The organism is Pseudomonas sp. PDM20, from assembly GCF_014852575.3.
Classification (GTDB): Bacteria; Pseudomonadota; Gammaproteobacteria; order Pseudomonadales; family Pseudomonadaceae; genus Pseudomonas.
In genome coordinates, this window is sequence record NZ_CM181224.1 from 628540 (window position 1) to 653484 (window position 24945).

Consider the following 24945-nt stretch of genomic DNA (forward strand, 5'->3'; position numbering starts at 1 on the left):
TACCGGATGGCGGATGACAGGTCTTGCCGAGGTGCGCGCAGCTTCTTCTGCCCGATCAGCCGATGGTCAGCCCGGCGGCCAGTGCATCTGGCGCTGACCCAGCACGTGCATGTGGATGTGGTGCACGGTCTGGCCGCCCAGGTCGTTGCAGTTCATCACCACGCGGAAGCCCTCGTCGCAGCCCTGCTCCTTCGCCAGGCGCTGGGCGGTGAAGAGTATGTGGCCGGCCAGCGGCTTGTCCGCCTCGGTCAGGTCGTTGAGGGTGGAAACGTGTTTCTTCGGAATCACCAGGAAGTGCACCGGCGCCTGCGGGCCGATGTCGTGGAAGGCGATGACCTGGTCATCTTCATAGAGCTTGCGCGCGGGAATGTCCCCGGCGACGATCTTGCAGAACAGACAGTCCACGAATTGCTCCTCCAGCGGTGGGGTCAGGAGCAGCAGTTTAGCGGCCGTCGACCGTCGCGCCCAGTTTCGGGCCGGCCAACGCAAGGAGCGAGCGTGCAGAACGATATCCATGACCTGGGCCTGGTGCTCGATTCCAGGGTCAAGCTGATCGTCATCGAGTCCTGGGATGAACCCCGTGTGCTGGAGACCCTGACCGGCCTCGCGGTACGCCGTGGGCTCAACCTGCAGCTGTGGTCGACGACCGAAGGCCTGCAGCGCCTCGGTTTTGGCAGGGAGCCCCAGGGAGAGAACGACAGTCGCGAGGCGGAGAATGCGCTGCGTCTGATCAAGGCCGACCCGCAGCCGAACCTCTATGTGCTTTGCGATCTGCATCCTTATCTGGTGGATAACCCGCGCGCCGTGCGTCTGCTCAAGGAGATCGCCATGGCCGAGGGCAATTTCCGCCCGACCGTGGTGCTGGTTTCCCATGCGCTGAAGCTGCCCGCCGAAGTCCAGCGCTTCGCCGCACGCTTTGCCCTGTCGCTGCCCTCCGAGGATGAGCTGGTGGGGCTGGTGCGCGAGGAGGCGAGCCGCTGGAGCGAGCGCAACAAGGGCGCGCGGGTACGCACGGATAACCGGACCCTGCGCCAGGTCGTGAAGAACCTGCGCGGCCTGACCCATGGCGAGGCCCGGCTGCTGGCGCGCAGTGTGATCTGCAACGACGGGGCGATCACCCAGGAAGACCTGCCGGAGCTCAATCGCACCAAGTTCGAGCTGCTCAACCTCGACGGCGTCCTCAGTTTCGAACACGACACCGCACGCTTCGCCGAAGTGGGCGGGCTGGCCAACCTCAAGCGCTGGCTGGGCGAGCGGCAGAGCGCCTTCACCGAGAGCAAGGAGAAGGACCTGCCCAAGGGCGTGCTGCTGGTGGGTGTGCAGGGCGGCGGCAAGAGCCTGGCGGCCAAGGCCGTTGCCGGCCTCTGGGGACTGCCATTGCTGCGCCTGGATTTCGGCAGCCTCTACAACAAGTACTTCGGCGAGACCGAACGCAATCTGCGCGAGGCGTTGCGCCTCGCGGACAGCATGGCGCCCTGCGTGCTCTGGGCGGACGAGATCGAGAAAGGCGTGGCCACGGGGGATCAGGACAACGGCGTCAGTCAGCGCGTTCTGGCGACGCTGCTGACCTGGATGGCCGAGCGCAAGGCGCCGGTATTCATGGTGGCGACTGCCAACGCCATCGATCGGCTGCCGCCGGAGCTGGTGCGCAAGGGGCGCTTCGACGAGCTGTTTTTCGTTGATCTGCCCGATCATGCCGTGCGCATGGACATCTTCCGTATTCACCTCGTGCGCCGGGAGCTGGAGGTGACGCAGTTCGATCTGGGCGTGCTGGCCGAAGCGGCCGACGGTTTCTCGGGTGCGGAGATCGAGCAGGCGGTGGTGGGCGCCTTCTACGCCGCGCAGGCACGGCAGAAGGCGGTGGATCAGACGCTGCTGCTGGAGGAAATCCGCCGCACTTCACCGTTGTCGGTAGTCATGGCGGAAGAGCTGGCCGCCCTGCGCCAGTGGGCCGACGGCCGTACCGTGCGCGCGGACTGAGCCTGAATCAGCTGGCCAGCGCCAGGCGGTTGATGCGCCCGGCCAGCTTGCGCATGACCCAGCGTGGCAGTAGGCGCACGCCACAGGCGAACAGACGGTTGCGCCAGCCGGGGATGATCAGCGCGGGCGCGCGGCGCAGCGCTTTCACCGTGAGGAAGGCGACTTCCTCGGGAGTCATGACGCGCTTGCCGTCGTCGAGCTTGCCCAGGCGCATATCGGCATTGCGGTAGAAGGCCGTGCGGGTCGGTCCCGGGCACAGCACCGAGACTTTGATGCCGCGGCCTTTGAGTTCTTCGCGCAGACCTTCGGAGAAATGCAGTACGAACGCCTTGCTGGCGTAGTAGCTGCTCATCCACGGACCAGGCAGCAGGCTGGCCATGGAGGCGACGTTGAGAATCCGCCCGCCGCCGGTGCGCTCCATCATCGCGCCGATGCCGTGGCACAGGCGGGCCAGGGCCAGGACGTTGAGCTCCAGCAGTTCCTGCTCGCGGGACCAGTCCTGGTCGATGAAGGCGCCGGAAGTGCCGACGCCGGCATTGTTCACCAGCAGCTCGATCTGCCGCCCGCTCTGTTCCAGCTCGTGCAGCAGGCCTGAGATCTGCAGCGGTTCTGACAGGTCGCAGACGCGGAACAGCACCTCCACGCCGAAACGCTGAGACAACTCGCAGGCGGCGCTGTCCAGTGCATCGCGCTGGCGCGCCACCAGGATCAGTGCCTGGCCGCGGCGCGCGAGGGCTTCGGCCAGGGCCAGGCCGATACCGCTGGAAGCGCCGGTGATGAGGGCAAAACGAGGCATTCAGGAGTCTCTGTGACGGGGTGGCGTTCGACCACGCCCGCCACGGGTTGTTGCATTACTGATCCGAGTCGCCGCCTTCGGTGTCGCCACTGCTGAAGTCGCCGTCGGAGGGCTCCGCGCTGGCAGCCGGATCGGCAGCCTCGTCGCCTTGCTGGTATTGCGAGGCCTGCGCTGCCTGGGCGCGTTCGACGTAGCTCTGATAGGCCGGGATCGCGATGGCGGCGAGGATACCGCCAAACACCGGGAACAACAGCCAGGAGAAGGCCAGGACCTTGACGCCGGTGCTGTTGGGAGGCGGCGGCGGGCCGAAGCGGTTGGTGCTCTGTTCGCCGGGCATGAACAGCATCAGCAGGCTGAGGACGGCGTTGACGAAGGGCACCAGCAGGACCAGCCAGAGCCAGCCGGACCAGCCCAGGTCATGCAGGCGCTGCACGCCGATGGGGACGCTGAAGACCATGGCGGCGATGACTACTGCGGCGATGGCGACCACGCCCAGGGGCATCGAAACGGCCATCAGCAGGCTGGCGACCAGGTAGGCGCCGAAGACGATGAAGGACAGCGCGGCGGACCAGCCGAGGTAGCGCACGCGACCGATCCGGCCTGACAGGCTGCGGACTTTCAGTTCGCCGAACTCCGGCAGGTCGTCGCCGACCTTGGCCTGGGGCGGTGCATAGGGGGAGGCCGGCGCGTTCGGAGCCGTGGCTGCCACGGTGGGCACCGGGTTGGCTGCCAGCTCGGCCTGACGTGCCAGGTACTTCTCGATGACGATGCCGCAGGCGCTGCACTCGATGGCGGCGGCCTGCTCATGGCCGCACTTGGGGCAGGTCATCTGCTCGTTGCTGGTGTTTTCGCCGGCGGCACGAGCGGCCAGGGTCGCTTCGCTGGGATGGTCATCGGTCTCCACCAGGCTGAAACCGGCAACGCCTTCGGCTTCCTTGCGGGCGTTGGCGCCGGCGCCGTGGAGGGCGCGCAGGTACTTGTCGGCTTCATCGTCGGAGAGGTCGCGCTTGAGCACGACCGGCTGGCCGCTGAACAGCGCTTCGATCTTCGCGGCGTCGCTCTTGAACAGGCGGGCGAGGTTCTCCTTGGCGGTTTCCAGGGGGGTCTGCGGCATCAGCGCGCCGTCGAACACGATCTTGAAGCGGGATTGATCCATCGGGGCATCCTTGTCTTCTGGCTATGTTGGAATCGCTACAGCGTAATCGGGCCGCCGAGGGCCAACAAGCGGCCCCGGCGGATATATCGTGAGCGGTGCCGCAGCTCAGACCAGCAACTGGTTGGACAGGCCGGCGCTGCGGGTCAGGGCCTGGCGGTACTCGTGGTCGAGCCGCGCGATCAACTCGCCCACTGCGGGCAGGTCGCGGATATCGCCGACACCCTGGCCGGCGGACCATACGGTCTTCCAGGCCTTGGCCTCGTCGCTGACCGGCTTGAGCTTCTCGCCGTAGTCGAGCGCGCCCTTGTCGTTCAGCCGTTGCATGTCGAAGCCGGCGGCCTCGAGGCTCTGGCGCATGAAACTGGCCGGCACGCCGGAGACGGCGGGGGTGTGGATGATGTCGGCGGCGCGGGCGTTGAGCAGCATGTGCTTGTAGTCCTCGGAGGCGGCGCTCTCGCGGGTGGCGATGAAGCGGGTGCCGAGGTAGGCAAGGTCGGCGCCCAGCACCTGGGCGGCGAGGATTTCGTGGCCGTGGTTGATGCAGCCTGCCAGCAGCAGGGTCTTGTCGAAGAACTGGCGGATCTCGGCAACCAGCGCGAACGGGCTCCAGGTGCCGGCGTGACCACCGGCGCCAGCGGCCACGGCGATCAGGCCATCGACGCCGGCTTCCGCCGCCTTTTCGGCATGACGGCGGGTGGTGACGTCATGGAATACCAGGCCGCCATAGCTGTGCACTGCGTCTACCACCTCGCGCACCGCGCCCAGGCTGGTGATGACGATGGGCACCTTGTGCTCGACACAGAGCTTGAGGTCTTCCTGCAGGCGCGGGTTGGTGTTGTGGACGATCAGGTTTACCGCATAGGGTGCGGCCTGCGGGTCGGCGGCCAGCCCGGCCTCGATCTCTTCCAGCCAGGCCTTGAAACCGCTGCTCTCGCGCTGGTTCAGCGCCGGGAAGCTGCCGACGATGCCGCTCTTGCAGCAGGCCAGCACCAGTTGCGGGTTGGAGACCAGGAACATCGGTGCCGCCACCAGGGGAATGCGCAGGCGGCGGTCGAGCAGGGCGGGCAGGGACATGACAGTCTCCTTGTCGGGGTCAGAAGGGTTTGACGACCACCAGGATCACGATGGCGATCAGGAACAGCACCGGCACTTCGTTGAACCAGCGGTAGAACACATGGCTGCGGCCGTTCTCGCCACGGGCGAAGCGCTTGAGCATGGCGCCGCAGGCGTGGTGGTAGCCGATCAGCAGGACCACCAGGGTCAGCTTGGCGTGCATCCAGCCCTGGGTCAGCCAGGCCGGGTTGAGGTAGAGCATCCAGGCGCCGAGGATGATGGTGAGGATCATCGACGGGCCCATGATGCCGCGGTACAGCTTGCGCTCCATGATGCAGAAGCGCTCGCGGCTGGCGGCGTCCTCGCTCATGGCGTGGTAGACGAACAGTCGCGGCAGATAGAAGAGGCCGGCGAACCAGCAGACCACGGCAATGATGTGAAAGGCTTTCAACCACAGGTAAAGCATCAGGACTTCCTCGGATCACGGTGAGCCGATAGTAGTGGCGCCGTGCAATGGCGTCATCCCTGCGTCTATTACACTGAGCTCTTCCGTCCGTGGCTGTTTGCCGCGCGCGCCGCATGGCATCCGGAAGATGCCCGGCTTCGTGTCCATGTCAGAACCTGCATTGCCGGAGAGTTCCAGCGAGCCGACTGGTGACTCGTCTGCTCGTACCGTCCCCAAGCGCCCGCTGGCGCGACACCCATTGCTGCGCCAGTGGCGGCGCAACCTGGCGTTCTGGCTCGGTGCGCTGCTGGTCGGGCTGGTGGCCCTGGCCTTCGCCCACCTGGCGGACCTCGCCAGCGCGACCTTCCGCGGCGTGGTCGCGCATAGCCCGTGGTGGCCGTGGCTGCTTTGCCCGCTGGGCTTCGCCGGCCTGGTCTGGCTGACCCAGGGAGCGCTGAAGAACACTCGTGGCAGCGGCATTCCACAGGTCATCGTGGCGCTGGAGCAGCGCAGCAGCCGCACACGCAATGCCTTGCTATCGGTGCGGATTGCCGTGGGCAAGCTGGCGATGACTTTGCTGGCGCTGCTGGTGGGGGCCTCGGCCGGCCGCGAGGGCCCGACCGTGCATATTGGCGCGGCACTTATGTATTCGCTCGGCCGTCGCCTGGGGCTCTACGACAAGCGCACGGTGTCCGGCCTGATCATCGCTGGCGGTGCGGCGGGCATCGCGGCCGCCTTCAATACGCCACTGGGCGGGGTGGTCTTCGCCATCGAGGAGCTGAGCCGCACCTTCGAGCAACGCTTCAGCGGGCTGGTGCTCACTGCTGTCCTGCTCGGCGGCATGGTCACGCTCGGCCTGATGGGCAGCTACAGCTATTTCGGTCGCCTATCGGAAAGCATGCCTCTGGGCCCGGCATGGATCGCCGTGGTGGCCTGTGGGGTGCTCGGTGGCTTGCTTGGCGGCCTCTACTGCCGGCTCGTGCTGCCGACCCAGCGCGGCCCGCTCGGCTTCATCAGTCGCTGGCGCGGGCGCTGGCCGATCCGTTTCGCGGCGGTGTGTGGTCTGCTGCTGGCGCTGCTCGGCCTGTTGTCCGGGCAGCACGTGTTCGGCACCGGGTACGCAGAGACCCGGTCCATCCTCGAGGGGCAGCCGGTGGTGGGGCAGGACTTCCTCCTGTGGAAGTTCATCGCCAACGTGATCTCGTTCATCGCCGGCATTCCAGGCGGACTGTTCTCGCCTTCGCTCACCGTAGGCGCCAGTCTGGCGCCCTGGCTGACGCCGCTGATTCCCGGCGCAAGCCTGCCGGCAGTGGCGCTGCTGGGGATGTCCGCCTACCTCGCCGGGGTCACGCGCACGCCGCTCACCGCCACGGTGATCACCGTCGAGATGTCCCACAGCCCGGACATGCTGATCCCCATCCTCGCCGCCACGCTGCTGGCCAGTGGTGTATCGGCGCGCCTGAACCCGCTGCCGATCTATCACGCGCTCGCTCGTCAGATGCAGGAAACCCTGGCTCCGACCAAAGGCTCTTAAACCTGCGTGCATTCGCTCTGTTCAGCGGGGGCAGCGGCTCATATCATGGCTGCCCCTGAATTTGGCCCCATAGGTGGAGTGACAGGCAGATGATCAAGGTCGGTATCGTAGGCGGTACGGGTTATACGGGCGTGGAACTGCTGCGCCTGCTGGCACAGCATCCCCAGGCTCGCGTCGAGGTGATTACCTCGCGGTCCGAGGAGGGCGTGAAAGTCGCCGACATGTACCCGAACCTGCGAGGCCACTACGACGGCCTGGCTTTCAGCGTGCCGGACGTGAAGCGTCTGGGCGAATGCGACGTGGTGTTCTTCGCCACTCCGCACGGCGTGGCCCACGCACTGGCCGGCGAACTGCTGGCGACCGGTACCCGGGTGATCGACCTGTCCGCAGACTTCCGCCTGCAGGACGCGGAGGAATGGGCCAAGTGGTACGGCCAGCCCCACGGTGCGCCCGAACTGCTGTCCGAAGCCGTCTATGGCCTGCCGGAAGTGAATCGCGAGGCGATCAAGTCCGCGCGCCTGATCGCCGTTCCCGGCTGCTACCCGACCGCTACCCAGCTCGGTTTCATCCCGCTGCTGGAGAACGGTTTGGCCGATGCCAACCAGCTGATCGCTGACTGCAAATCCGGTGTCAGCGGTGCTGGCCGTGGTGCCAAGGTCGGTTCGCTGTTCTGCGAAGCCGGTGAAAGCATGATGGCCTACTCGGTGAAAGGTCACCGTCACCTGCCGGAAATCAGCCAGGGCCTGCGTCGCGCAGCCAAGGGCGATGTCGGCCTGACCTTCGTGCCGCACCTGACCCCGATGATCCGCGGTATCCACGCGACCCTGTACGCGCGCGTCGCTGACCGTGGCGTCGACCTGCAGAAGCTGTATGAAGAGCGCTACGCCAACGAGCCGTTCGTCGACGTGATGCCGGCAGGCAGCCACCCGGAAACCCGCAGCGTGCGCGGCGCCAACGTCTGCCGCATCGCGGTGCACCGTCCGCAGGGCGGTGACCTGGTGGTGATCCTCTCGGTGATCGACAACCTGGTGAAGGGCGCGTCGGGCCAGGCGATCCAGAACATGAACATCCTGTTCGGCCTGGACGAGCACCTGGGCCTGTCCAACGTCGCGCTGCTGCCGTAAGGAAAGACTGCCCCGGAAGGCGGTCGGTTGATCTGGACCAATGGATGAGTCGGATTAGTTGACCGTTTTTCTGGGGTAAGCGGATAATGGTCCGCAATGTTGTAACGTACGGCCTCGGCCGGGAGAGTTTTCACCATGACCATCGAAACCTTCACCCCCACTCCGCTGATGTTCTCGCAAGGCGCTGCGAACAAGGTGAAGAACCTGATCGACGAAGAAGGCAATCCGCGCCTCAAGCTGCGGGTGTTCGTCACGGGCGGTGGCTGTTCGGGCTTCCAGTACGGGTTCACCTTCGATGAAGACACCGCGGACGACGACACCATCGTCGAGCGCGATGGCGTCAACCTCGTGGTCGATCCGATGAGCTTCCAGTACCTTGCCGGTGCGGAAGTGGACTATCAGGAAGGCCTCGAAGGTTCGCGGTTCGTCATCAAGAACCCGAACGCAGCGACCACCTGCGGCTGCGGTCAGTCCTTCTCGATCTGATGCCGTAGCAGCGAAAACGCCGCGCAGATGCGCGGCGTTTTTGTTTGTGCGTCGGACTCAGGCGGGGTAGAGCGCGCCGAGGATACGGGGTCCCTGCGCGGCCGTGACTTCCGGGCAGTTGCCGGGCGCGCGTTCGAAGAAGCGATGGGCCAGCCAGGCAAAGGCCATTGCCTCCATCCACTCCGGTGGTACGCCACGCTCGAGGCTGCTGATCACGCTGGCGCCAGGCATGTGCGCGGCCAGTCGTTGCATCAGTGTCGCGTTGAAGGCGCCGCCACCGCAAACCACTACTTCTTCACAGCCGGGCTGCGCATCCAAGAGTGCGGCGGCGATGCTTTGCGCGGTCAGTTCGAGCAGGGTTGCCTGCACGTCTTCAGCCTTTGCCGGGCCGTGGCCGGCGAGGACTGCGTTCAGCCAGTTCAGGTTGAAGCGCTCCCGTCCGGTGCTCTTCGGGCCTTTTGCCGCGAAGAAATCATCGGTCAGCATCTTCTGCAGCAGCGTCTGGTCGATGCTGCCGCTGGCAGCCCAGGCGCCATCTCGGTCATAGGCTTCGCCGCGCTGCTCCTGAATCCAGGCATCCAGCAGGACGTTGCCGGGGCCACAGTCGAATCCGCGAACCGGTTTGTCAGGGCTGAGCAGCGAGACATTGCTGAAACCGCCCACATTCAGGATGGCGCACTCGCGACTCTCGCTGCCGAACAGCGCACGGTGGAAAGCGGGCACCAGCGGTGCGCCCTGGCCGCCGGCGGCTACGTCGCGGCGGCGGAAGTCGGCGACGACATCGATGCCGGTCAGTTCGGCGAGCAGTGCCGGGTTGCCGATCTGCACGGTGAAGCCCAGATGCGGTTCGTGGCGAATGGTCTGGCCGTGGCTGCCGATGGCGCGAATGGCGCTGGCGCTCAGTTTCTCGCGGGCGAGGAGTTCATTGATGCCCTGGGCAGCCAGGCGTACCCAGCTGTTTTCCGCGAGGGCGGAGCGGGCGATCTCGTCAGGGCCGGGAGAGCAGAGTGCCAGAAGGTCGGCGCGCAACGCAGCAGGCATGGGGAGGTAGCGGGAGGCGAGCAGAGTGGTCTGCTCGCCTTGCTCGATCAGGGCGATGTCCAGCCCGTCGAGACTGGTACCGGACATCACCCCCAGATAGAGCGGCATGGCTCAGCGCTTGTTCAGGGCCAGGAAGGTTGCCTTCTCCTGGTCCATACGCGCGATCAGCGGTTGCGCCTGTGCCATGAAGCGCTTGCGCTCCGGGCCGGTCAGCGGATCAGCCGTCGGCAGTTTGGCGCTCAGCGGATCGACATGCTGGCCGTTCACCTGGAACTCGTAGTGCAGGTGCGGGCCGGTGGCGAGGCCGGTCATGCCGACGTAGCCGATGATCTGGCCCTGCTTCACCGCCACGCCGGAGCGGATGCCCTTGGCGAAGCGGCTCATGTGGCCGTACACGGTGCGGTAGCGCTGGCCGTGCTGGATCACCACGGCGTTACCGTAGCCACCCTTGCGGCCGGCTTCGAGGATCTTGCCGTCGCCGGTCGCCTTGATCGGTGTACCGATAGGCGCCGCGTAGTCCACGCCCTTGTGTGCACGAATCTTGTTCAGGATCGGGTGGAAACGCCCAATAGAGAAGCGCGAGCTGATACGGGCGAAGTCCACCGGAGTGCGGATGAACGCCTTGCGCATGCTGCTGCCATCGGCGCGCAGGTAGCTGGTGCTGCCCTGTTTGCTGGTGTAGCGCACCGCAGTGTATTCCTTGCCGCGGTTGACGAAGCGCACCGCGAGGATGCTGCCGGTACCGACCTGCTTGCCCTGCACCTGCTGGGACTCGTAGATCACGTCGAACGAATCGCCTTCGCGAATATCCTGGGCGAAGTCGATGTCGTAGCCGAGGATGTTGGCCATCGACATGATCAGGTCGTGGGACAGCCCGGCGTTCTTGCCGGCGACGAACAGCGAGCTGTCGACGCGGCCGTGAGCATAGTTCGCGTGCACCGAGGGTTTGACCAGGTCGCGCTTGAAGTCATAGCCCTTGGCGGACTTGTTCAGGCTGATGGTCTCCAGGTCGCTGCGCTTGACCTTCAGGCCCTGTAGCTCGCCCTTGGTGTCGATGAGGAAGTCCACGTCCTGGCCGATATCAAGACGGGTGAACTGCTTGGCGTCCTTGCTGGCGGCAAGCATGTCGTGCACGACGTTCGCCGGCAGGCCGGCCTTCGCGAACACGGTAGAAAGGGTATCGCCCTTGCCCACGGTCACGCTTTTCCACGCAGGGTCTGCGGAAGCGGAGGGGGAGGGTTGCTGGTTCGAATCGGCGAGATCGTTCTTCTTTTCCGCGTCTTTCCCGGCGCTGTTCTGGTTGTCCGGCTGGCCTTCTATCTGTGCAAAAGGCGAAGAGCCGTTGTCTTCCGTGACCGCATTGGGTCGAAGATCGTCTTTTTCCTGGAGGATCTGCTCGGTGCTGTTTTCCAGCTCGAGATTGAGCGTGGTCTTCTTCGCCTCGACCTCGGCCGAGGGGAACACCAGCAGAGCCAGGCTGAGGAGCGCTGCTACACCGCTTGCGGCCAGCAGATGGCTCTTCGGGTAGTACGGCGCTTTCTGATCGGATTGCGTCATGGCGTGAGTGGTGTTTTTGGAATGTGAAATAACTGCCTAAAATATAACCAAATTCCCTCTGAAGCAACCCTGATGTCGGGCTTCTGACGTCCTGTCTTCTGGCGCTGGGCAAAACTTGTTTTTAGTGCCTGTTCTTGTATCGTTGGTTCCCTTTCGCAATTCGCAACGTACAGGAACCTGCAATGAAGTCGGTCGAAGAGCAGCTGGCGCTGATCCAGCGCGGTGCAGACGAAATTCTCGTGGAGGCCGAGCTGATCGAAAAGCTCAAGCGCGGCCAGCCCCTGCGTATCAAGGCCGGCTTCGACCCGACCGCTCCCGACCTGCACCTGGGACACACCGTCCTTATTAATAAGCTGCGTCAGTTCCAGGAGCTGGGCCATCAGGTGATCTTCCTGATCGGCGACTTCACTGGGATGATCGGTGACCCCAGCGGAAAAAGTGTTACCCGCCCACCCCTCACCCGCGAGCAGGTTCTCGAGAACGCCGAGACGTACAAGACCCAGGTCTTCAAGATCCTCGACCCCGCGAAGACCGAAGTAGCCTTCAATTCCACCTGGATGGACCAGCTTTCCCCCGCTGATTTCATTCGTCTGGCTTCCCAGTACACCGTTGCTCGTATGCTGGAACGCGATGATTTCAGCAAACGCTATGCCAGCAATCAGTCCATTGCCATTCACGAGTTCCTCTATCCGCTGGTTCAGGGCTACGACTCGGTGGCACTGCGTGCGGACGTCGAGCTTGGCGGTACTGACCAGAAATTCAACCTGCTGATGGGGCGTGAGCTTCAGCGTGCCTATGAGCAGGAGCCTCAGTGCATCCTGACCATGCCGCTGCTCGAAGGTCTGGACGGTGTGAAGAAGATGTCCAAGTCCCTGGGCAACTACATCGGCATCCAGGAAGCGCCGGGTGTCATGTACAGCAAGCTGGTCTCCATCCCGGATACCCTGATGTGGCGTTACTTCGAGCTGCTCAGCTTCCGCTCCATGGAAGAGATCGAGGGCTTCAAGAAAGACGTCGAGGCTGGCGCCAACCCCCGCGACATCAAGATCAAGCTGGCGGAAGAAATCGTAGCCCGCTTCCATGGTGAAGAAGCGGCTGCTTCCGCGCACAAGTCCGCTGGCAATCGCCTGAAAGAGGGCGAGCTGCCGGAAGACCTGCCTGAAGTAGAGGTGGCGGCGGCAGAAGACCTTCCCATTGGTGCCGTCCTTAATAAGGCAGGCCTGGTGAAGAACTCTGCTGTTGCTCGCGATCTGCTGTCGTCCGGCGGCGTGCGGGTGGATGGCGAGGCCGTGGATCGCAGCTTCGTCTTCAGGGTGGGTGCTACCCATGTCCTGCAGGCTGGCAAGAAAGCTTTTGCTCGCGTCTCCCTGGTCGCTGAGTGAAGAAAGTTTAAATTAGTCGTTGACGGCCGATTTAAACTCCCTATAATGCGCACCACTCCCAGCGACGAAGCGCTGAAAGAACTTGAAAATCAAGTACTTACAGAGGTTCGGAGTTAGGGGTGGTGGTCAGGCAGGTGATTCACTTGTCGCTCTTCATTAGCTGCTCCGGCAGCGAGCTGAAAAGAAGATCGCCGAGGTGGTTGACAGCGAGTTTGATCGCTGTAGAATGCGCCTCCCGCTGATGAGAAGGTTTCCTTCGCTGAAGCACAAGCGATTGAGTAGAAAAGAAATTTTCGAAAAATAAAGCTTGACGGAAGATGAGGTTAGCGTAGAATGCGCGCCTCGGTTGAGACGAAAGCCTCAGCCAAACGCTCTTTAACAAGTTGAATCAAGCAATTCGTGTGGGTGCTTGTGATGTAAGACTGATGATCGACTGATTATCAGCAACGCAAGTAACACTCGTGAATTCGAGAGTTTTAGCTCATTAAATTGAGCATGCGATTGCTGAGCCAAGTTTAGGGTTTTCTCAAAACCCAAGCAGTATTGAACTGAAGAGTTTGATCATGGCTCAGATTGAACGCTGGCGGCAGGCCTAACACATGCAAGTCGAGCGGATGATGGGAGCTTGCTCCCGGATTCAGCGGCGGACGGGTGAGTAATGCCTAGGAATCTGCCTGGTAGTGGGGGACAACGTTTCGAAAGGAACGCTAATACCGCATACGTCCTACGGGAGAAAGCAGGGGACCTTCGGGCCTTGCGCTATCAGATGAGCCTAGGTCGGATTAGCTAGTTGGTGGGGTAAAGGCCTACCAAGGCGACGATCCGTAACTGGTCTGAGAGGATGATCAGTCACACTGGAACTGAGACACGGTCCAGACTCCTACGGGAGGCAGCAGTGGGGAATATTGGACAATGGGCGAAAGCCTGATCCAGCCATGCCGCGTGTGTGAAGAAGGTCTTCGGATTGTAAAGCACTTTAAGTTGGGAGGAAGGGCAGTAAGTTAATACCTTGCTGTTTTGACGTTACCAACAGAATAAGCACCGGCTAACTTCGTGCCAGCAGCCGCGGTAATACGAAGGGTGCAAGCGTTAATCGGAATTACTGGGCGTAAAGCGCGCGTAGGTGGTTTGGTAAGATGGATGTGAAATCCCCGGGCTCAACCTGGGAACTGCATCCATAACTGCCTGACTAGAGTACGGTAGAGGGTGGTGGAATTTCCTGTGTAGCGGTGAAATGCGTAGATATAGGAAGGAACACCAGTGGCGAAGGCGACCACCTGGACTGATACTGACACTGAGGTGCGAAAGCGTGGGGAGCAAACAGGATTAGATACCCTGGTAGTCCACGCCGTAAACGATGTCGACTAGCCGTTGGGATCCTTGAGATCTTAGTGGCGCAGCTAACGCGATAAGTCGACCGCCTGGGGAGTACGGCCGCAAGGTTAAAACTCAAATGAATTGACGGGGGCCCGCACAAGCGGTGGAGCATGTGGTTTAATTCGAAGCAACGCGAAGAACCTTACCTGGCCTTGACATGTCCGGAATCTTGCAGAGATGCGAGAGTGCCTTCGGGAATCGGAACACAGGTGCTGCATGGCTGTCGTCAGCTCGTGTCGTGAGATGTTGGGTTAAGTCCCGTAACGAGCGCAACCCTTGTCCTTAGTTACCAGCACGTTATGGTGGGCACTCTAAGGAGACTGCCGGTGACAAACCGGAGGAAGGTGGGGATGACGTCAAGTCATCATGGCCCTTACGGCCAGGGCTACACACGTGCTACAATGGTCGGTACAGAGGGTTGCCAAGCCGCGAGGTGGAGCTAATCCCATAAAACCGATCGTAGTCCGGATCGCAGTCTGCAACTCGACTGCGTGAAGTCGGAATCGCTAGTAATCGTGAATCAGAATGTCACGGTGAATACGTTCCCGGGCCTTGTACACACCGCCCGTCACACCATGGGAGTGGGTTGCTCCAGAAGTAGCTAGTCTAACCGCAAGGGGGACGGTTACCACGGAGTGATTCATGACTGGGGTGAAGTCGTAACAAGGTAGCCGTAGGGGAACCTGCGGCTGGATCACCTCCTTAATCGAAGATCTCAGCTTCTTCATAAGCTCCCACACGAATTGCTTGATTCACTGGTTAGACGATAGGTTTGCTGCTCGGTTGGTTTGAGCGCGCCCCCAGCTCTTGGATAGAGAGCGGGTGAGGTCGACAAGCTGCCAAAGCCCGAACGATTGGGTCTGTAGCTCAGTTGGTTAGAGCGCACCCCTGATAAGGGTGAGGTCGGCAGTTCGAATCTGCCCAGACCCACCAATTGTTGTGGTGTGCTGCTGATCCGATGGGGCCATAGCTCAGCTGGGAGAGCGCCTGCTTTGCACGCAGGAGGTCAGGAGTTCGATCCTCCTTGGCTCCACCATTAATCGTCGAAAGCTCAGACATGAATGTTCAGGTTGAACGAACATTGATGTCTGGTCTTTGTGCCAGAACTGTTCTTTAAAAATTTGGGTATGTGATAGAAGTAGACTGAATAATCTCTTTCACTGGTGATTATTCAAGTCAAGGTAAAATTTGCGAGTTCAAGCGCGAATTTTCGGCGAATGTCGTCTTCACGTTCGAGACAATAACCAGATTGCTTGGGGTTATATGGTCAAGTGAAGAAGCGCATACGGTGGATGCCTTGGCAGTCAGAGGCGATGAAAGACGTGGTAGCCTGCGATAAGCTTCGGGGAGTCGGCAAACAGACTTTGATCCGGAGATCTCTGAATGGGGAAACCCACCTAGCATAAGTTAGGTATCTTGCACTGAATACATAGGTGTAAGAGGCGAACCAGGGGAACTGAAACATCTAAGTACCCTGAGGAAAAGAAATCAACCGAGATTCCCTTAGTAGTGGCGAGCGAACGGGGATTAGCCCTTAAGCTTCTTTGAATCTAACAGAACGCTCTGGAAAGTGCGGCCATAGTGGGTGATAGCCCCGTATGTGAAAGGTTCTTTGAAGTGAAATCGAGTAGGACGGAGCACGAGAAACTTTGTCTGAATATGGGGGGACCATCCTCCAAGGCTAAATACTACTGACTGACCGATAGTGAACCAGTACCGTGAGGGAAAGGCGAAAAGAACCCCGGAGAGGGGAGTGAAATAGAACCTGAAACCGTATGCGTACAAGCAGTGGGAGCCTACTTTGTTAGGTGACTGCGTACCTTTTGTATAATGGGTCAGCGACTTATATTCAGTGGCGAGCTTAACCGTATAGGGAAGGCGTAGCGAAAGCGAGTCTTAATAGGGCGTTTTAGTCGCTGGGTATAGACCCGAAACCGGGCGATCTATCCATGAGCAGGTTGAAGGTTAGGTAACACTGACTGGAGGACCGAACCCACTCCCGTTGAAAAGGTAGGGGATGACTTGTGGATCGGAGTGAAAGGCTAATCAAGCTCGGAGATAGCTGGTTCTCCTCGAAAGCTATTTAGGTAGCGCCTCACGTATCACTCCAGGGGGTAGAGCACTGTTTCGGCTAGGGGGTCATCCCGACTTACCAAACCGATGCAAACTCCGAATACCTGGAAGTGTCAGCGTGGGAGACACACGGCGGGTGCTAACGTCCGTCGTGAAAAGGGAAACAACCCAGACCGTCAGCTAAGGTCCCAAAGTTATGGTTAAGTGGTAAACGATGTGGGAAGGCTTAGACAGCTAGGAGGTTGGCTTAGAAGCAGCCACCCTTTAAAGAAAGCGTAATAGCTCACTAGTCGAGTCGGCCTGCGCGGAAGATGTAACGGGGCTCAAACCATACACCGAAGCTACGGGTGCATCGCAAGATGCGCGGTAGAGGAGCGTTCTGTAAGCCTGTGAAGGTGAGTTGAGAAGCTTGCTGGAGGTATCAGAAGTGCGAATGCTGACATGAGTAACGACAATGGGAGTGAAAAACTCCCACGCCGAAAGACCAAGGGTTCCTGCGCAACGTTAATCGACGCAGGGTTAGTCGGTCCCTAAGGCGAGGCTGAAGAGCGTAGTCGATGGGAAACAGGTTAATATTCCTGTACTTCTAGTTACTGCGATGGAGGGACGGAGAAGGCTAGGCCAGCTTGGCGTTGGTTGTCCAAGTTTAAGGTGGTAGGCAGAGATCTTAGGTAAATCCGGGGTCTTAATGCCGAGAGCTGATGACGAGTCATCTTTCAGATGATGAAGTGGTTGATGCCATGCTTCCAGGAAAAGCTTCTAAGCTTCAGGTAACTAGGAACCGTACCCCAAACCGACACAGGTGGTTGGGTAGAGAATACCAAGGCGCTTGAGAGAACTCGGGTGAAGGAACTAGGCAAAATGGCACCGTAACTTCGGGAGAAGGTGCGCCGGCGAGGGTGAAGTATTTACTGCGTAAGCCCATGCCGGTCGAAGATACCAGGCCGCTGCGACTGTTTATTAAAAACACAGCACTCTGCAAACACGAAAGTGGACGTATAGGGTGTGACGCCTGCCCGGTGCCGGAAGGTTAATTGATGGGGTTAGCGAAAGCGAAGCTCTTGATCGAAGCCCCGGTAAACGGCGGCCGTAACTATAACGGTCCTAAGGTAGCGAAATTCCTTGTCGGGTAAGTTCCGACCTGCACGAATGGCGTAACGATGGCGGCGCTGTCTCCACCCGAGACTCAGTGAAATTGAAATCGCTGTGAAGATGCAGTGTATCCGCGGCTAGACGGAAAGACCCCGTGAACCTTTACTGTAGCTTTGCACTGGACTTTGAGCCTGCTTGTGTAGGATAGGTGGGAGGCTTTGAAGCGTGGACGCCAGTCTGCGTGGAGCCATCCTTGAAATACCACCCTGGCATGCTTGAGGTTCTAACTCTGGTCCGTTATCCGGATCGAGGACAGTGTATGGTGGGCAGTTTGACTGGGGCGGTCTCCTCCTAAAGAGTAACGGAGGAGTACGAAGGTGCGCTCAGACCGGTCGGAAATCGGTCGTAGAGTATAAAGGCAAAAGCGCGCTTGACTGCGAGACAGACACGTCGAGCAGGTACGAAAGTAGGTCTTAGTGATCCGGTGGTTCTGTATGGAAGGGCCATCGCTCAACGGATAAAAGGTACTCCGGGGATAACAGGCTGATACCGCCCAAGAGTTCATATCGACGGCGGTGTTTGGCACCTCGATGTCGGCTCATCACATCCTGGGGCTGAAGCCGGTCCCAAGGGTATGGCTGTTCGCCATTTAAAGTGGTACGCGAGCTGGGTTTAGAACGTCGTGAGACAGTTCGGTCCCTATCTGCCGTGGACGTTTGAGATTTGAGAGGGGCTGCTCCTAGTACGAGAGGACCGGAGTGGACGAACCTCTGGTGTTCCGGTTGTCACGCCAGTGGCATTGCCGGGTAGCTATGTTCGGAATAGATAACCGCTGAAAGCATCTAAGCGGGAAACTAGCCTCAAGATGAGATCTCACTGGGAACTTGATTCCCCTGAAGGGCCGTCGAAGACTACGACGTTGATAGGTCGGGTGTGTAAGCGCTGTGAGGCGTTGAGCTAACCGATACTAATTGCCCGTGAGGCTTGACCATATAACACCCAAACAATTTGCGTGTTGTACGGTGAAGACGTAACGAACCGAAAGTTCGTGTGAACCGCAAATACCTGTCACATACCCGGATCTGGATGAGCGTGTGCACTTGCCACGAGCGTCCATAAAGAATTGCTTGACGACCATAGAGCGTTGGAACCACCTGATCCCATCCCGAACTCAGTAGTGAAACGACGCATCGCCGATGGTAGTGTGGAGTTTCTCCATGTGAGAGTAGGTCATCGTCAAGCTCCTATCCCAAGACCCCTGGTCAGCATCGCTGGCCGGGGGTTTTGCTTTTGCGCGCTGAAAAGTCGGGCCATTGCTGCGTAGGCAATTCAGGCATGCCTCTATATGATGCGTGCCTGACTGTTGCGGGGGTGATATGCAGACCTTGCTGAAACTGCTGAGCGATGGCCGCTTTCATTCCGGAGAGGAGCTGGGTGCTCTCCTCGGAGTAAGTCGCAGTGCCGTCTGGAAGCGCCTTGAGGGTTTTGAGCGTGACTACGGTATGGTCGTGCAGCGAGTGCGCGGCCGTGGCTACCGCCTGGAAGAGCCTCTGAGCATCATCTCGCCCAGGTCCGACTCCGGCCAGTGGCCTCTCGATGTCCTGTTTTCGATCGACTCCACCAACGCTGAGGTCCTGAGACGTCTCTCTGCCGGCTCTGTGGCGCCGTTCGCCATTCTTGGTGAGCGCCAGACCGCTGGGCGGGGGAGGCGAGGGCGGCAGTGGGAAAGTCCGTTCGGCGCCAACCTTTATTACACCCTCGGCATCACTGTGCGCGGTGGTGCGCAGGAGCTGGAGGGGATGAGTCTGGTGGTTGGTCTTGCTGTGGCGAAGGCCATCCAGGCGCTGGGCGTAAAGGATGTCGGCCTGAAATGGCCCAATGACGTCCTCGTCGGTGGCAAGAAGATCGCCGGTATCCTGTTGGAGTTGACTGGGGATCCTGCTGACATCTGCAGCGTTGCCATCGGTATCGGTATCAATGTGAACATGCGCAAGGCTGACGCCATTGATCAGCCCTGGACGTCGGTGCGAGAGGCGCTGGGTAGGCTGGTCGATCGCAATGAGTTGCTGCAGGCGTTGGAGTCACAACTCGCGCATGCGCTCTCCCGTCATCGCGAACGCGGATTTGCCGCGAGTCGCGAGGAGTGGGAATCCCTTCATCTATGGCAGGGGCGGCAGGTCACACTGTCCACTGTCGCCAATAATATCGTTGGGCGTGCCCTTGGCATCGATGAAAGAGGCGCGCTGCGTCTCCTGGTGGATGGCAAGGAGCAGAGCTACAGCGGAGGCGAGCTGAGTCTGAGGTTGTCGGATGATTCTTGAGTTGGATTGCGGAAACAGCCTGATCAAGTGGCGGGTGGTCAGAAAGCACGACCTGGTGACCGTCGCGGGTGGCGTGGCTGATTCCGATCAGGCGCTGCTTGCGCAATTGCAGGCCAGCGAAGTGGTCGATATTCGCTATTGCCGTATGGTCAGCGTGCGCAGCGAGCAGGAAACCGACGCGCTTCGTGTTGGCCTGGAAAGCGCATTCCCCATTGCTGTGCAGATTGCTGCGCCGGCGACCGAGCTGAGCGGTGTGCTGAATGGCTACCGCGAGTATCAGCGCCTCGGGATGGATCGCTGGCTTGCCCTCGTGGCAGGCCATTGCCTTGCGGGGCGTGGCTGCCTGGTGCTCGATCTGGGCACTGCGGTCACTTCCGATCTGGTCGACGCCGCCGGCAAGCACCTGGGTGGCTATATAGCTCCCGGGATGCCCCTGATGCGCAGCCAGTTGCGCACGCACACGCGGCGTATTCGTTATGACGATGAGGCGGCTCATGAAGCGCTGCAGAATCTGTTGCCAGGCCAGGAAACGTCCGAGGCCGTAGAGCGCGGTTGCGTGCTGATGCTGCGCGGGTTTGTGCGGGAGCAGATTGCTCTGGCCAACAAGCTGCTGGGCGATGACTGCGCTGTCTATCTGACCGGGGGTGATGCTGAGCTCGTCAAGGATGAGGGTGCTCGTGCTGTCGTGCTTCCGGACCTGGTGTTTCTCGGCTTGGCGCTTGCCTGTCCGATCGAGTGAGTCTGATCGATGCGTTGGTTCTTCCTCTTCCTGCTCGCCCTCAATGTCTTCTATTACGTCTGGCACCAGCAGCAGGCGCCGCTTCGCCCGAAGGAGATTGCGCCGCTCAGTCTGTTTCACTCTGAGCAGAAGAATATTCGCCTGCTCAGTGAGTCTGCCGAGGCGCCTCAGCGTCGTCCGGCAGAAGAAAAGCCGGCGGCTGCTCCTGCGTCCGCGTGTGTCTTCCTGGGCAGCTTCCCTGCAGAGGATCGCGCCCGGCAACTGGTCCAGCGCTTGCTGAGTCTGGATGTCCAGGCGTCAGTGCAGACGGTAGATGCCGCGGCAGGTGTCGATTACTGGGTTTATTTGCCGCCGCTGGCATCGCGCCAGGCATCGCTGTGGCAGCTGCGCGAGCTGCAGGCGCGCAAGATCGATAGCTACATCATCACCGAGGGCGACCTGACTGACGGGATTTCCCTCGGGATCTTCCAGCGCAAGGATTCCGCTGACAGTGTCGTCGAGCGTCTGAAATCTGCTGGCTACGATGCTCTGGTGCGCGAACTTGCTCGCTCGCAGCATGATTACTGGGCGCAGATAGCCGCAGAAAGCGCGCGCCTGGTGGACGATTCCGTGGTGCGTCAACTGGTCCCGGACTTCCCGGAACTGGAAAAACAAACAATGCCGTGTAAAAGCGTTGCAAGCCCTCAATAGTTTGAATAGAATGGCGCCCGCTTCACAGGGGCGGCCTGAAAAGGTCAAACACTGGAAGCCGTTGTCGAAGAGCTAAGCTCAAGTTTTTTAAAGAAAAACAGTTGACAACGCGGTGGCAGGCTGTAGAATGCCGCCTCACTCGGAGGGGTTCCCGAGCGGCCAAAGGGATCAGACTGTAAATCTGACGTCTCAGACTTCGAAGGTTCGAATCCTTCCCCCTCCACCAGTTTTCAAGCGTGAGCTGCAAGCTCCGCGGGTATAGTTCAGTGGTAGAACCTCAGCCTTCCAAGCTGATGATGCGGGTTCGATTCCCGCTACCCGCTCCAAGTTTGTTGCTTATGTCTTGCTCATGTAGCTCAGCTGGTAGAGCACACCCTTGGTAAGGGTGAGGTCAGCGGTTCAAATCCGCTCATGAGCTCCATCTCGCAAAGGCAGATATGAAAATATCTGCCTTTGTTTTAATGGTGACGTGACTTTCTCAATTCCTTACGGGAGGCGGTCAAGATGGCTAAAGAAAAGTTTGAGCGTAACAAGCCGCACGTAAACGTCGGCACCATCGGTCACGTTGACCACGGCAAAACCACTCTGACCGCTGCTCTGACCAAGGTCTGCTCCGAGACCTGGGGCGGCTCCGCTCGCGCTTTCGACCAGATCGACAACGCGCCGGAAGAGAAGGCTCGTGGTATCACCATCAACACCTCTCACGTTGAATACGACTCGCCGGTACGCCACTACGCTCACGTAGACTGCCCGGGTCACGCCGACTACGTGAAGAACATGATCACCGGTGCTGCCCAGATGGACGGCGCGATTCTGGTTTGCTCCGCTGCTGACGGCCCCATGCCGCAGACCCGCGAGCACATCCTGCTGTCCCGTCAGGTGGGCGTTCCTTACATCGTCGTGTTCCTGAACAAGGCCGACATGGTTGACGACGCCGAGCTGCTGGAACTGGTCGAAATGGAAGTTCGCGATCTGCTGAACACCTACGACTTCCCGGGCGACGACACCCCGATCGTTATCGGTTCCGCTCTGATGGCTCTGAACGGCCAGGACGACAACGAGATGGGCGTTTCCGCTGTGCGCAAGCTGGTAGAAACCCTGGACTCGTACATCCCTGAGCCCGAGCGCGCCATCGACAAGCCGTTCCTGATGCCGATCGAAGACGTATTCTCGATCTCCGGTCGTGGCACCGTGGTAACTGGCCGTGTTGAGCGTGGCATCGTCAAGATCCAGGAAGAAGTGGAAATCGTCGGCATCAAGGCGACCACCAAGACTACCTGCACCGGCGTTGAAATGTTCCGCAAGCTGCTCGACGAAGGTCGTGCTGGTGAGAACGTCGGCGTTCTGCTGCGTGGCACCAAGCGTGAAGACGTAGAGCGTGGCCAGGTTCTGGCCAAGCCGGGCACCATCAAGCCGCACACCAAGTTCGAGTGCGAAGTGTACGTGCTGTCCAAGGAAGAAGGTGGTCGTCACACCCCGTTCTTCAAAGGCTACCGCCCGCAGTTCTACTTCCGTACCACCGACGTAACCGGCAACTGCGAACTGCCGGAAGGCGTTGAGATGGTAATGCCGGGCGACAACGTGAAAATGGTTGTCACCCTGATCGCCCCGATCGCCATGGAAGATGGCCTGCGCTTCGCGATTCGCGAAGGCGGCCGTACCGTTGGTGCCGGCGTGGTTGCCAAGATCATCGAATAATCGATTGATCTTTCCCTCTCAGGCCGGCATAATGGTCGGCCTGACTTTGTTCTAGGCCAGTAGCTCAATTGGCAGAGCGGCGGTCTCCAAAACCGCAGGTTGGGGGTTCGATTCCCTCCTGGCCTGCCAGATTTCTCAAGATCTGGCACTTCTTTAAACGGGATTCCTAGCAGATGAATGCGAAGGTAGAAGCCAAAGAGTCGCGTCTTGATCTCTTGAAGTGGCTTGTGGTTGCAGTGCTGGTTGTGGTGGCTGTGGTTGCCAACCAGTATTATTCCGCGCAACCGATCTTCTATCGCGTTCTCGGTATCCTCGTAATGGCGGCTGTTGCTGGCTTCATCTCGCTGCAGACCGTCAAGGGGCGTGCCTTCTTTACTTTGGCTAAAGAAGCTCGCGCCGAGATTCGCAAGGTTGTATGGCCGTCTCGTCAAGAGACAACTCAAACCACGCTGATCGTAGTGGCAGTAGTGCTGGTAATGGCGCTGGTGCTTTGGGGGCTCGACTCCCTGCTGGGTTGGCTGGTTTCCATGATCGTAGGTTAAGGGTGTTCCGTGGCTAAGCGTTGGTACGTTGTGCATGCCTACTCGGGTTACGAGAAGCATGTCATGCGCTCGCTGATCGAGCGGGTCAAACTGGCCGGCATGGAAGATGGGTTTGGTGAGATTCTCGTCCCCACTGAAGAAGTCGTGGAGATGCGGAACGGCCAGAAGCGCAAGAGTGAGCGCAAATTCTTCCCGGGCTATGTCCTGGTGCAGATGGATATGAACGAGGGTACTTGGCACCTGGTCAAGGATACTCCTCGCGTCATGGGCTTCATTGGTGGTACCGCCGACAAGCCGGCACCGATCACCGATAAAGAGGCTGATGCCATCCTGCGTCGTGTCGCTGATAGCGGCGACAAGCCGAAGCCGAAGACCCTGTTCGAGCCGGGCGAGACTGTTCGTGTCATCGATGGTCCGTTCGCTGACTTCAATGGCGTCGTCGAAGAAGTTAACTACGAAAAGAGCCGCATCCAGGTCGCTGTGCTCATTTTCGGTCGCTCTACCCCGGTAGAGCTGGAGTTCAGCCAGGTAGAGAAAGTTTAACTGGCACACTGAATCCCACACCCCGCAGCCCTAGGCTGCGGGGTTTTGTCGTCCTTGGGATAAAACGCGAAAGCAACCGGGGAGCCCGACAGGGCGCTTGACCCGCATTTGGAGTAGCAAATGGCTAAGAAAATCACGGCTTACATCAAGCTGCAAGTTAAGGCCGGCCAGGCCAACCCGTCGCCGCCCGTCGGCCCGGCTCTGGGTCAGCACGGCGTGAACATCATGGAATTCTGCAAGGCGTTCAACGCCAAGACCCAAGGCCAAGAGCCGGGTCTGCCGACTCCTGTGATCATCACCGTTTACAGCGACCGTAGCTTCACCTTCGAAACCAAGAGCACCCCCGCTGCCGTCCTGCTGAAAAAAGCAGCTGGCATCACCAGCGGTTCCGCTCGTCCGAACTCTCAGAAAGTCGGCACCGTTACCCGTGCTCAGCTGGAAGAGATCGCCAAGGCCAAGCAGGCTGACCTGACCGCTGCTGACCTGGACGCTGCCGTACGCACCATTGCTGGCTCCGCGCGCAGCATGGGCCTGAACGTGGAGGGTGTGTAATGGCTAAGCTGACCAAGCGTCAAAAGGCTATCGCCGAGAAGATCGAAGCAGGCAAGCAATACGGCTTCGAAGATGCCGCCAAGCTGCTGGCCGAGCTGTCGACCATCAAGTTCAAGGAGTCCGTGGACATCGCCATCAATCTGGGCGTTGATCCGCGTAAATCCGACCAGGTCGTACGTGGCGCCACCGTTCTGCCGAACGGTACCGGCAAATCCGTACGCGTTGCCGTCTTCACCCAGGGTCCTGGTGTTGAAGCTGCCCTGGCTGCTGGTGCAGACAAGGTTGGCATGGACGAACTGGCTGCCGAAATGAAAGCCGGCGACCTGAACTATGACGTCGTTATCGCCTCCCCGGACGCGATGCGTGTTGTTGGCCAGCTGGGCCAGGTACTGGGCCCGCGCGGTCTGATGCCGAACCCGAAGGTCGGCACCGTGACCCCGGACGTCGCTACCGCCGTCAAGAACGCCAAAGCCGGTCAGGTACGTTTCCGTACCGACAAGAACGGCATCATCCACGCTTCCGTTGGCAAGATCGACTTCGAGCCGGTCAAGCTGAAGCAGAACGTGGAAGCGCTGCTGAGCGATCTGAAGCGCCTGAAGCCGTCCTCCTCGAAGGGCGTGTACGTTCAGCGCGTAACCCTGAGCACCACCATGGGCCCGGGTCTGCAGATCGATCAGGCTTCGCTGGAAGGCTGATGAACTAAGTCGAGTAGTGGGTTCGCCCACTGCTCGCAGGTATTGGGGTCCCTGCCTGGCGGGGGCTAT

Annotated in this window: 20 protein-coding genes, 6 tRNA genes and 3 rRNA genes; 22 read left to right on the forward strand and 7 right to left on the reverse strand. The window is 60.2% G+C overall.

The window, feature by feature from the left end; genetic code table 11:
• Positions 1-66: 66 nt before the first annotated feature.
• Positions 67-405, reverse strand: coding sequence for a histidine triad nucleotide-binding protein (locus tag IB261_RS03035; RefSeq protein WP_081520754.1), 339 nt, complete (start codon positions 403-405; stop codon positions 67-69).
• Between the two features lie 93 nt (positions 406-498).
• Here IB261_RS03035 and IB261_RS03040 point away from each other — a divergent pair, with 93 nt between their 5' ends.
• Positions 499-1980 (forward strand): AAA family ATPase, encoded by a 1482-nt coding sequence (locus IB261_RS03040; RefSeq protein ID WP_192383262.1) that lies wholly within the window; start codon positions 499-501, stop codon positions 1978-1980.
• A gap of 7 nt (positions 1981-1987) precedes the next feature.
• Here IB261_RS03040 and IB261_RS03045 read toward each other — a convergent pair whose 3' ends face one another.
• The 4 genes from IB261_RS03045 to hemJ form a co-directional block, all read right to left on the reverse strand.
• Positions 1988-2776, reverse strand: a complete 789-nt coding sequence (locus tag IB261_RS03045) for an SDR family NAD(P)-dependent oxidoreductase (protein ID WP_045212616.1) — start codon at positions 2774-2776, stop codon at positions 1988-1990.
• A 55-nt stretch (positions 2777-2831) separates the two neighbouring features.
• A complete protein-coding gene (locus IB261_RS03050) occupies positions 2832-3932 on the reverse strand; it encodes a DUF805 domain-containing protein (protein WP_192225411.1) in 1101 nt (366 codons plus the stop codon).
• A gap of 105 nt (positions 3933-4037) precedes the next feature.
• Positions 4038-5006 carry an NAD(P)H-dependent flavin oxidoreductase gene (locus IB261_RS03055; RefSeq protein ID WP_081520751.1) on the reverse strand — a complete coding sequence of 323 codons (969 nt, stop codon included), beginning with the start codon at positions 5004-5006 and terminating at the stop codon, positions 4038-4040.
• Positions 5007-5025: 19 nt separating this feature from the next.
• Positions 5026-5451, reverse strand: a complete 426-nt coding sequence (gene hemJ, locus IB261_RS03060; protein ID WP_081520750.1) for a protoporphyrinogen oxidase HemJ — start codon at positions 5449-5451, stop codon at positions 5026-5028.
• A 145-nt stretch (positions 5452-5596) separates the two neighbouring features.
• Here hemJ and IB261_RS03065 point away from each other — a divergent pair, with 145 nt between their 5' ends.
• From IB261_RS03065 to erpA, 3 genes are all read left to right on the forward strand, one after another.
• Entirely contained in the window at positions 5597-6964 is a 1368-nt protein-coding gene (locus IB261_RS03065; protein ID WP_225606151.1) for a chloride channel protein, read from the forward strand.
• Positions 6965-7053: 89 nt separating this feature from the next.
• Positions 7054-8088 (forward strand): N-acetyl-gamma-glutamyl-phosphate reductase, encoded by a 1035-nt coding sequence (gene argC, locus IB261_RS03070; RefSeq protein ID WP_192383261.1) that lies wholly within the window; start codon positions 7054-7056, stop codon positions 8086-8088.
• 135 nt (positions 8089-8223) lie between these two features.
• Positions 8224-8574, forward strand: a complete 351-nt coding sequence (gene erpA / locus IB261_RS03075) for an iron-sulfur cluster insertion protein ErpA (RefSeq protein ID WP_045212604.1) — start codon at positions 8224-8226, stop codon at positions 8572-8574.
• Positions 8575-8631: 57 nt separating this feature from the next.
• On the opposite strand, the gene IB261_RS03080 is transcribed toward erpA, so the two are convergent.
• Both IB261_RS03080 and IB261_RS03085 read right to left on the reverse strand, forming a co-directional pair.
• Positions 8632-9723: an anhydro-N-acetylmuramic acid kinase gene (locus tag IB261_RS03080; RefSeq protein ID WP_192383260.1), complete on the reverse strand. Its 1092-nt coding sequence runs from the start codon at positions 9721-9723 to the stop codon at positions 8632-8634.
• A 3-nt stretch (positions 9724-9726) separates the two neighbouring features.
• Positions 9727-11172: a peptidoglycan DD-metalloendopeptidase family protein gene (locus tag IB261_RS03085; protein ID WP_192383259.1), complete on the reverse strand. Its 1446-nt coding sequence runs from the start codon at positions 11170-11172 to the stop codon at positions 9727-9729.
• A 182-nt stretch (positions 11173-11354) separates the two neighbouring features.
• On the opposite strand from IB261_RS03085, the gene tyrS reads away from it, so the two are divergent.
• The 18 genes from tyrS to rplA all read left to right on the forward strand — a co-directional run bounded on the left by tyrS (position 11355) and on the right by rplA (position 24876).
• The gene (tyrS, locus tag IB261_RS03090; protein WP_138212961.1) at positions 11355-12554 is read left to right on the forward strand and encodes a tyrosine--tRNA ligase; all 1200 of its coding nucleotides are present in this window, start codon (positions 11355-11357) and stop codon (positions 12552-12554) included.
• A 545-nt stretch (positions 12555-13099) separates the two neighbouring features.
• Positions 13100-14636, forward strand: a 16S ribosomal RNA gene (locus tag IB261_RS03095).
• 151 nt (positions 14637-14787) lie between these two features.
• Positions 14788-14864, forward strand: a tRNA-Ile gene (locus IB261_RS03100).
• A 27-nt stretch (positions 14865-14891) separates the two neighbouring features.
• Positions 14892-14967: transfer RNA gene (locus IB261_RS03105), tRNA-Ala, on the forward strand.
• 229 nt (positions 14968-15196) lie between these two features.
• Positions 15197-18088, forward strand: a 23S ribosomal RNA gene (locus IB261_RS03110).
• Positions 18089-18222: 134 nt separating this feature from the next.
• A 5S ribosomal RNA gene (gene rrf / locus IB261_RS03115) occupies positions 18223-18338 on the forward strand.
• The 16S, 23S and 5S rRNA genes sit together here with 2 tRNA genes alongside, the layout of an rRNA operon.
• Positions 18339-18472: 134 nt before the next feature.
• Positions 18473-19417 carry a bifunctional biotin--[acetyl-CoA-carboxylase] ligase/biotin operon repressor BirA gene (gene birA / locus IB261_RS03120; protein WP_081517078.1) on the forward strand — a complete coding sequence of 315 codons (945 nt, stop codon included), beginning with the start codon at positions 18473-18475 and terminating at the stop codon, positions 19415-19417.
• Entirely contained in the window at positions 19407-20156 is a 750-nt protein-coding gene (locus IB261_RS03125; protein WP_192381461.1) for a pantothenate kinase, read from the forward strand. The genes birA and IB261_RS03125 overlap by 11 nt, the downstream gene beginning before the upstream one ends.
• Positions 20157-20165: 9 nt before the next feature.
• Positions 20166-20846: an SPOR domain-containing protein gene (locus IB261_RS03130; RefSeq protein WP_081517080.1), complete on the forward strand. Its 681-nt coding sequence runs from the start codon at positions 20166-20168 to the stop codon at positions 20844-20846.
• Between the two features lie 141 nt (positions 20847-20987).
• Positions 20988-21072: transfer RNA gene (locus IB261_RS03135), tRNA-Tyr, on the forward strand.
• A gap of 26 nt (positions 21073-21098) precedes the next feature.
• Positions 21099-21172: transfer RNA gene (locus tag IB261_RS03140), tRNA-Gly, on the forward strand.
• Between the two features lie 19 nt (positions 21173-21191).
• Positions 21192-21267: transfer RNA gene (locus tag IB261_RS03145), tRNA-Thr, on the forward strand.
• Between the two features lie 83 nt (positions 21268-21350).
• The gene (tuf, locus tag IB261_RS03150) at positions 21351-22544 is read left to right on the forward strand and encodes an elongation factor Tu (RefSeq protein WP_054910987.1); all 1194 of its coding nucleotides are present in this window, start codon (positions 21351-21353) and stop codon (positions 22542-22544) included.
• A gap of 53 nt (positions 22545-22597) precedes the next feature.
• A tRNA-Trp gene (locus IB261_RS03155) sits at positions 22598-22673 on the forward strand.
• A gap of 44 nt (positions 22674-22717) precedes the next feature.
• The gene (gene secE, locus IB261_RS03160) at positions 22718-23086 is read left to right on the forward strand and encodes a preprotein translocase subunit SecE (protein ID WP_081520874.1); all 369 of its coding nucleotides are present in this window, start codon (positions 22718-22720) and stop codon (positions 23084-23086) included.
• A 9-nt stretch (positions 23087-23095) separates the two neighbouring features.
• Positions 23096-23629 carry a transcription termination/antitermination protein NusG gene (gene nusG / locus IB261_RS03165; RefSeq protein ID WP_081520875.1) on the forward strand — a complete coding sequence of 178 codons (534 nt, stop codon included), beginning with the start codon at positions 23096-23098 and terminating at the stop codon, positions 23627-23629.
• 120 nt (positions 23630-23749) lie between these two features.
• Positions 23750-24181 carry a 50S ribosomal protein L11 gene (gene rplK / locus IB261_RS03170; protein ID WP_024767122.1) on the forward strand — a complete coding sequence of 144 codons (432 nt, stop codon included), beginning with the start codon at positions 23750-23752 and terminating at the stop codon, positions 24179-24181.
• Positions 24181-24876 (forward strand): 50S ribosomal protein L1, encoded by a 696-nt coding sequence (gene rplA, locus IB261_RS03175; RefSeq protein WP_015475312.1) that lies wholly within the window; start codon positions 24181-24183, stop codon positions 24874-24876. Before rplK ends, rplA begins: the two co-directional genes overlap by 1 nt.
• The last annotated feature ends 69 nt before the right edge of the window (positions 24877-24945 follow it).

Coding starts and splice junctions, on each gene's coding strand:
- argC (WP_192383261.1), top strand. CDS start 7,054: ATGATCAAGGTCGGTATCGTAGGCGGTACGGGTTATACGGGCGTGGAA.
- tuf (WP_054910987.1), top strand. CDS start 21,351: ATGGCTAAAGAAAAGTTTGAGCGTAACAAGCCGCACGTAAACGTCGGC.
- IB261_RS03125 (WP_192381461.1), top strand. CDS start 19,407: ATGATTCTTGAGTTGGATTGCGGAAACAGCCTGATCAAGTGGCGGGTG.
- secE (WP_081520874.1), top strand. CDS start 22,718: ATGAATGCGAAGGTAGAAGCCAAAGAGTCGCGTCTTGATCTCTTGAAG.
- tyrS (WP_138212961.1), top strand. CDS start 11,355: ATGAAGTCGGTCGAAGAGCAGCTGGCGCTGATCCAGCGCGGTGCAGAC.
- birA (WP_081517078.1), top strand. CDS start 18,473: ATGCAGACCTTGCTGAAACTGCTGAGCGATGGCCGCTTTCATTCCGGA.
- IB261_RS03065 (WP_225606151.1), top strand. CDS start 5,597: ATGTCAGAACCTGCATTGCCGGAGAGTTCCAGCGAGCCGACTGGTGAC.
- IB261_RS03085 (WP_192383259.1), bottom strand. CDS start 11,172: ATGACGCAATCCGATCAGAAAGCGCCGTACTACCCGAAGAGCCATCTG.
- IB261_RS03080 (WP_192383260.1), bottom strand. CDS start 9,723: ATGCCGCTCTATCTGGGGGTGATGTCCGGTACCAGTCTCGACGGGCTG.
- rplK (WP_024767122.1), top strand. CDS start 23,750: ATGGCTAAGAAAATCACGGCTTACATCAAGCTGCAAGTTAAGGCCGGC.
- IB261_RS03130 (WP_081517080.1), top strand. CDS start 20,166: ATGCGTTGGTTCTTCCTCTTCCTGCTCGCCCTCAATGTCTTCTATTAC.
- IB261_RS03045 (WP_045212616.1), bottom strand. CDS start 2,776: ATGCCTCGTTTTGCCCTCATCACCGGCGCTTCCAGCGGTATCGGCCTG.
- erpA (WP_045212604.1), top strand. CDS start 8,224: ATGACCATCGAAACCTTCACCCCCACTCCGCTGATGTTCTCGCAAGGC.
- hemJ (WP_081520750.1), bottom strand. CDS start 5,451: ATGCTTTACCTGTGGTTGAAAGCCTTTCACATCATTGCCGTGGTCTGC.
- rplA (WP_015475312.1), top strand. CDS start 24,181: ATGGCTAAGCTGACCAAGCGTCAAAAGGCTATCGCCGAGAAGATCGAA.
- IB261_RS03050 (WP_192225411.1), bottom strand. CDS start 3,932: ATGGATCAATCCCGCTTCAAGATCGTGTTCGACGGCGCGCTGATGCCG.
- IB261_RS03055 (WP_081520751.1), bottom strand. CDS start 5,006: ATGTCCCTGCCCGCCCTGCTCGACCGCCGCCTGCGCATTCCCCTGGTG.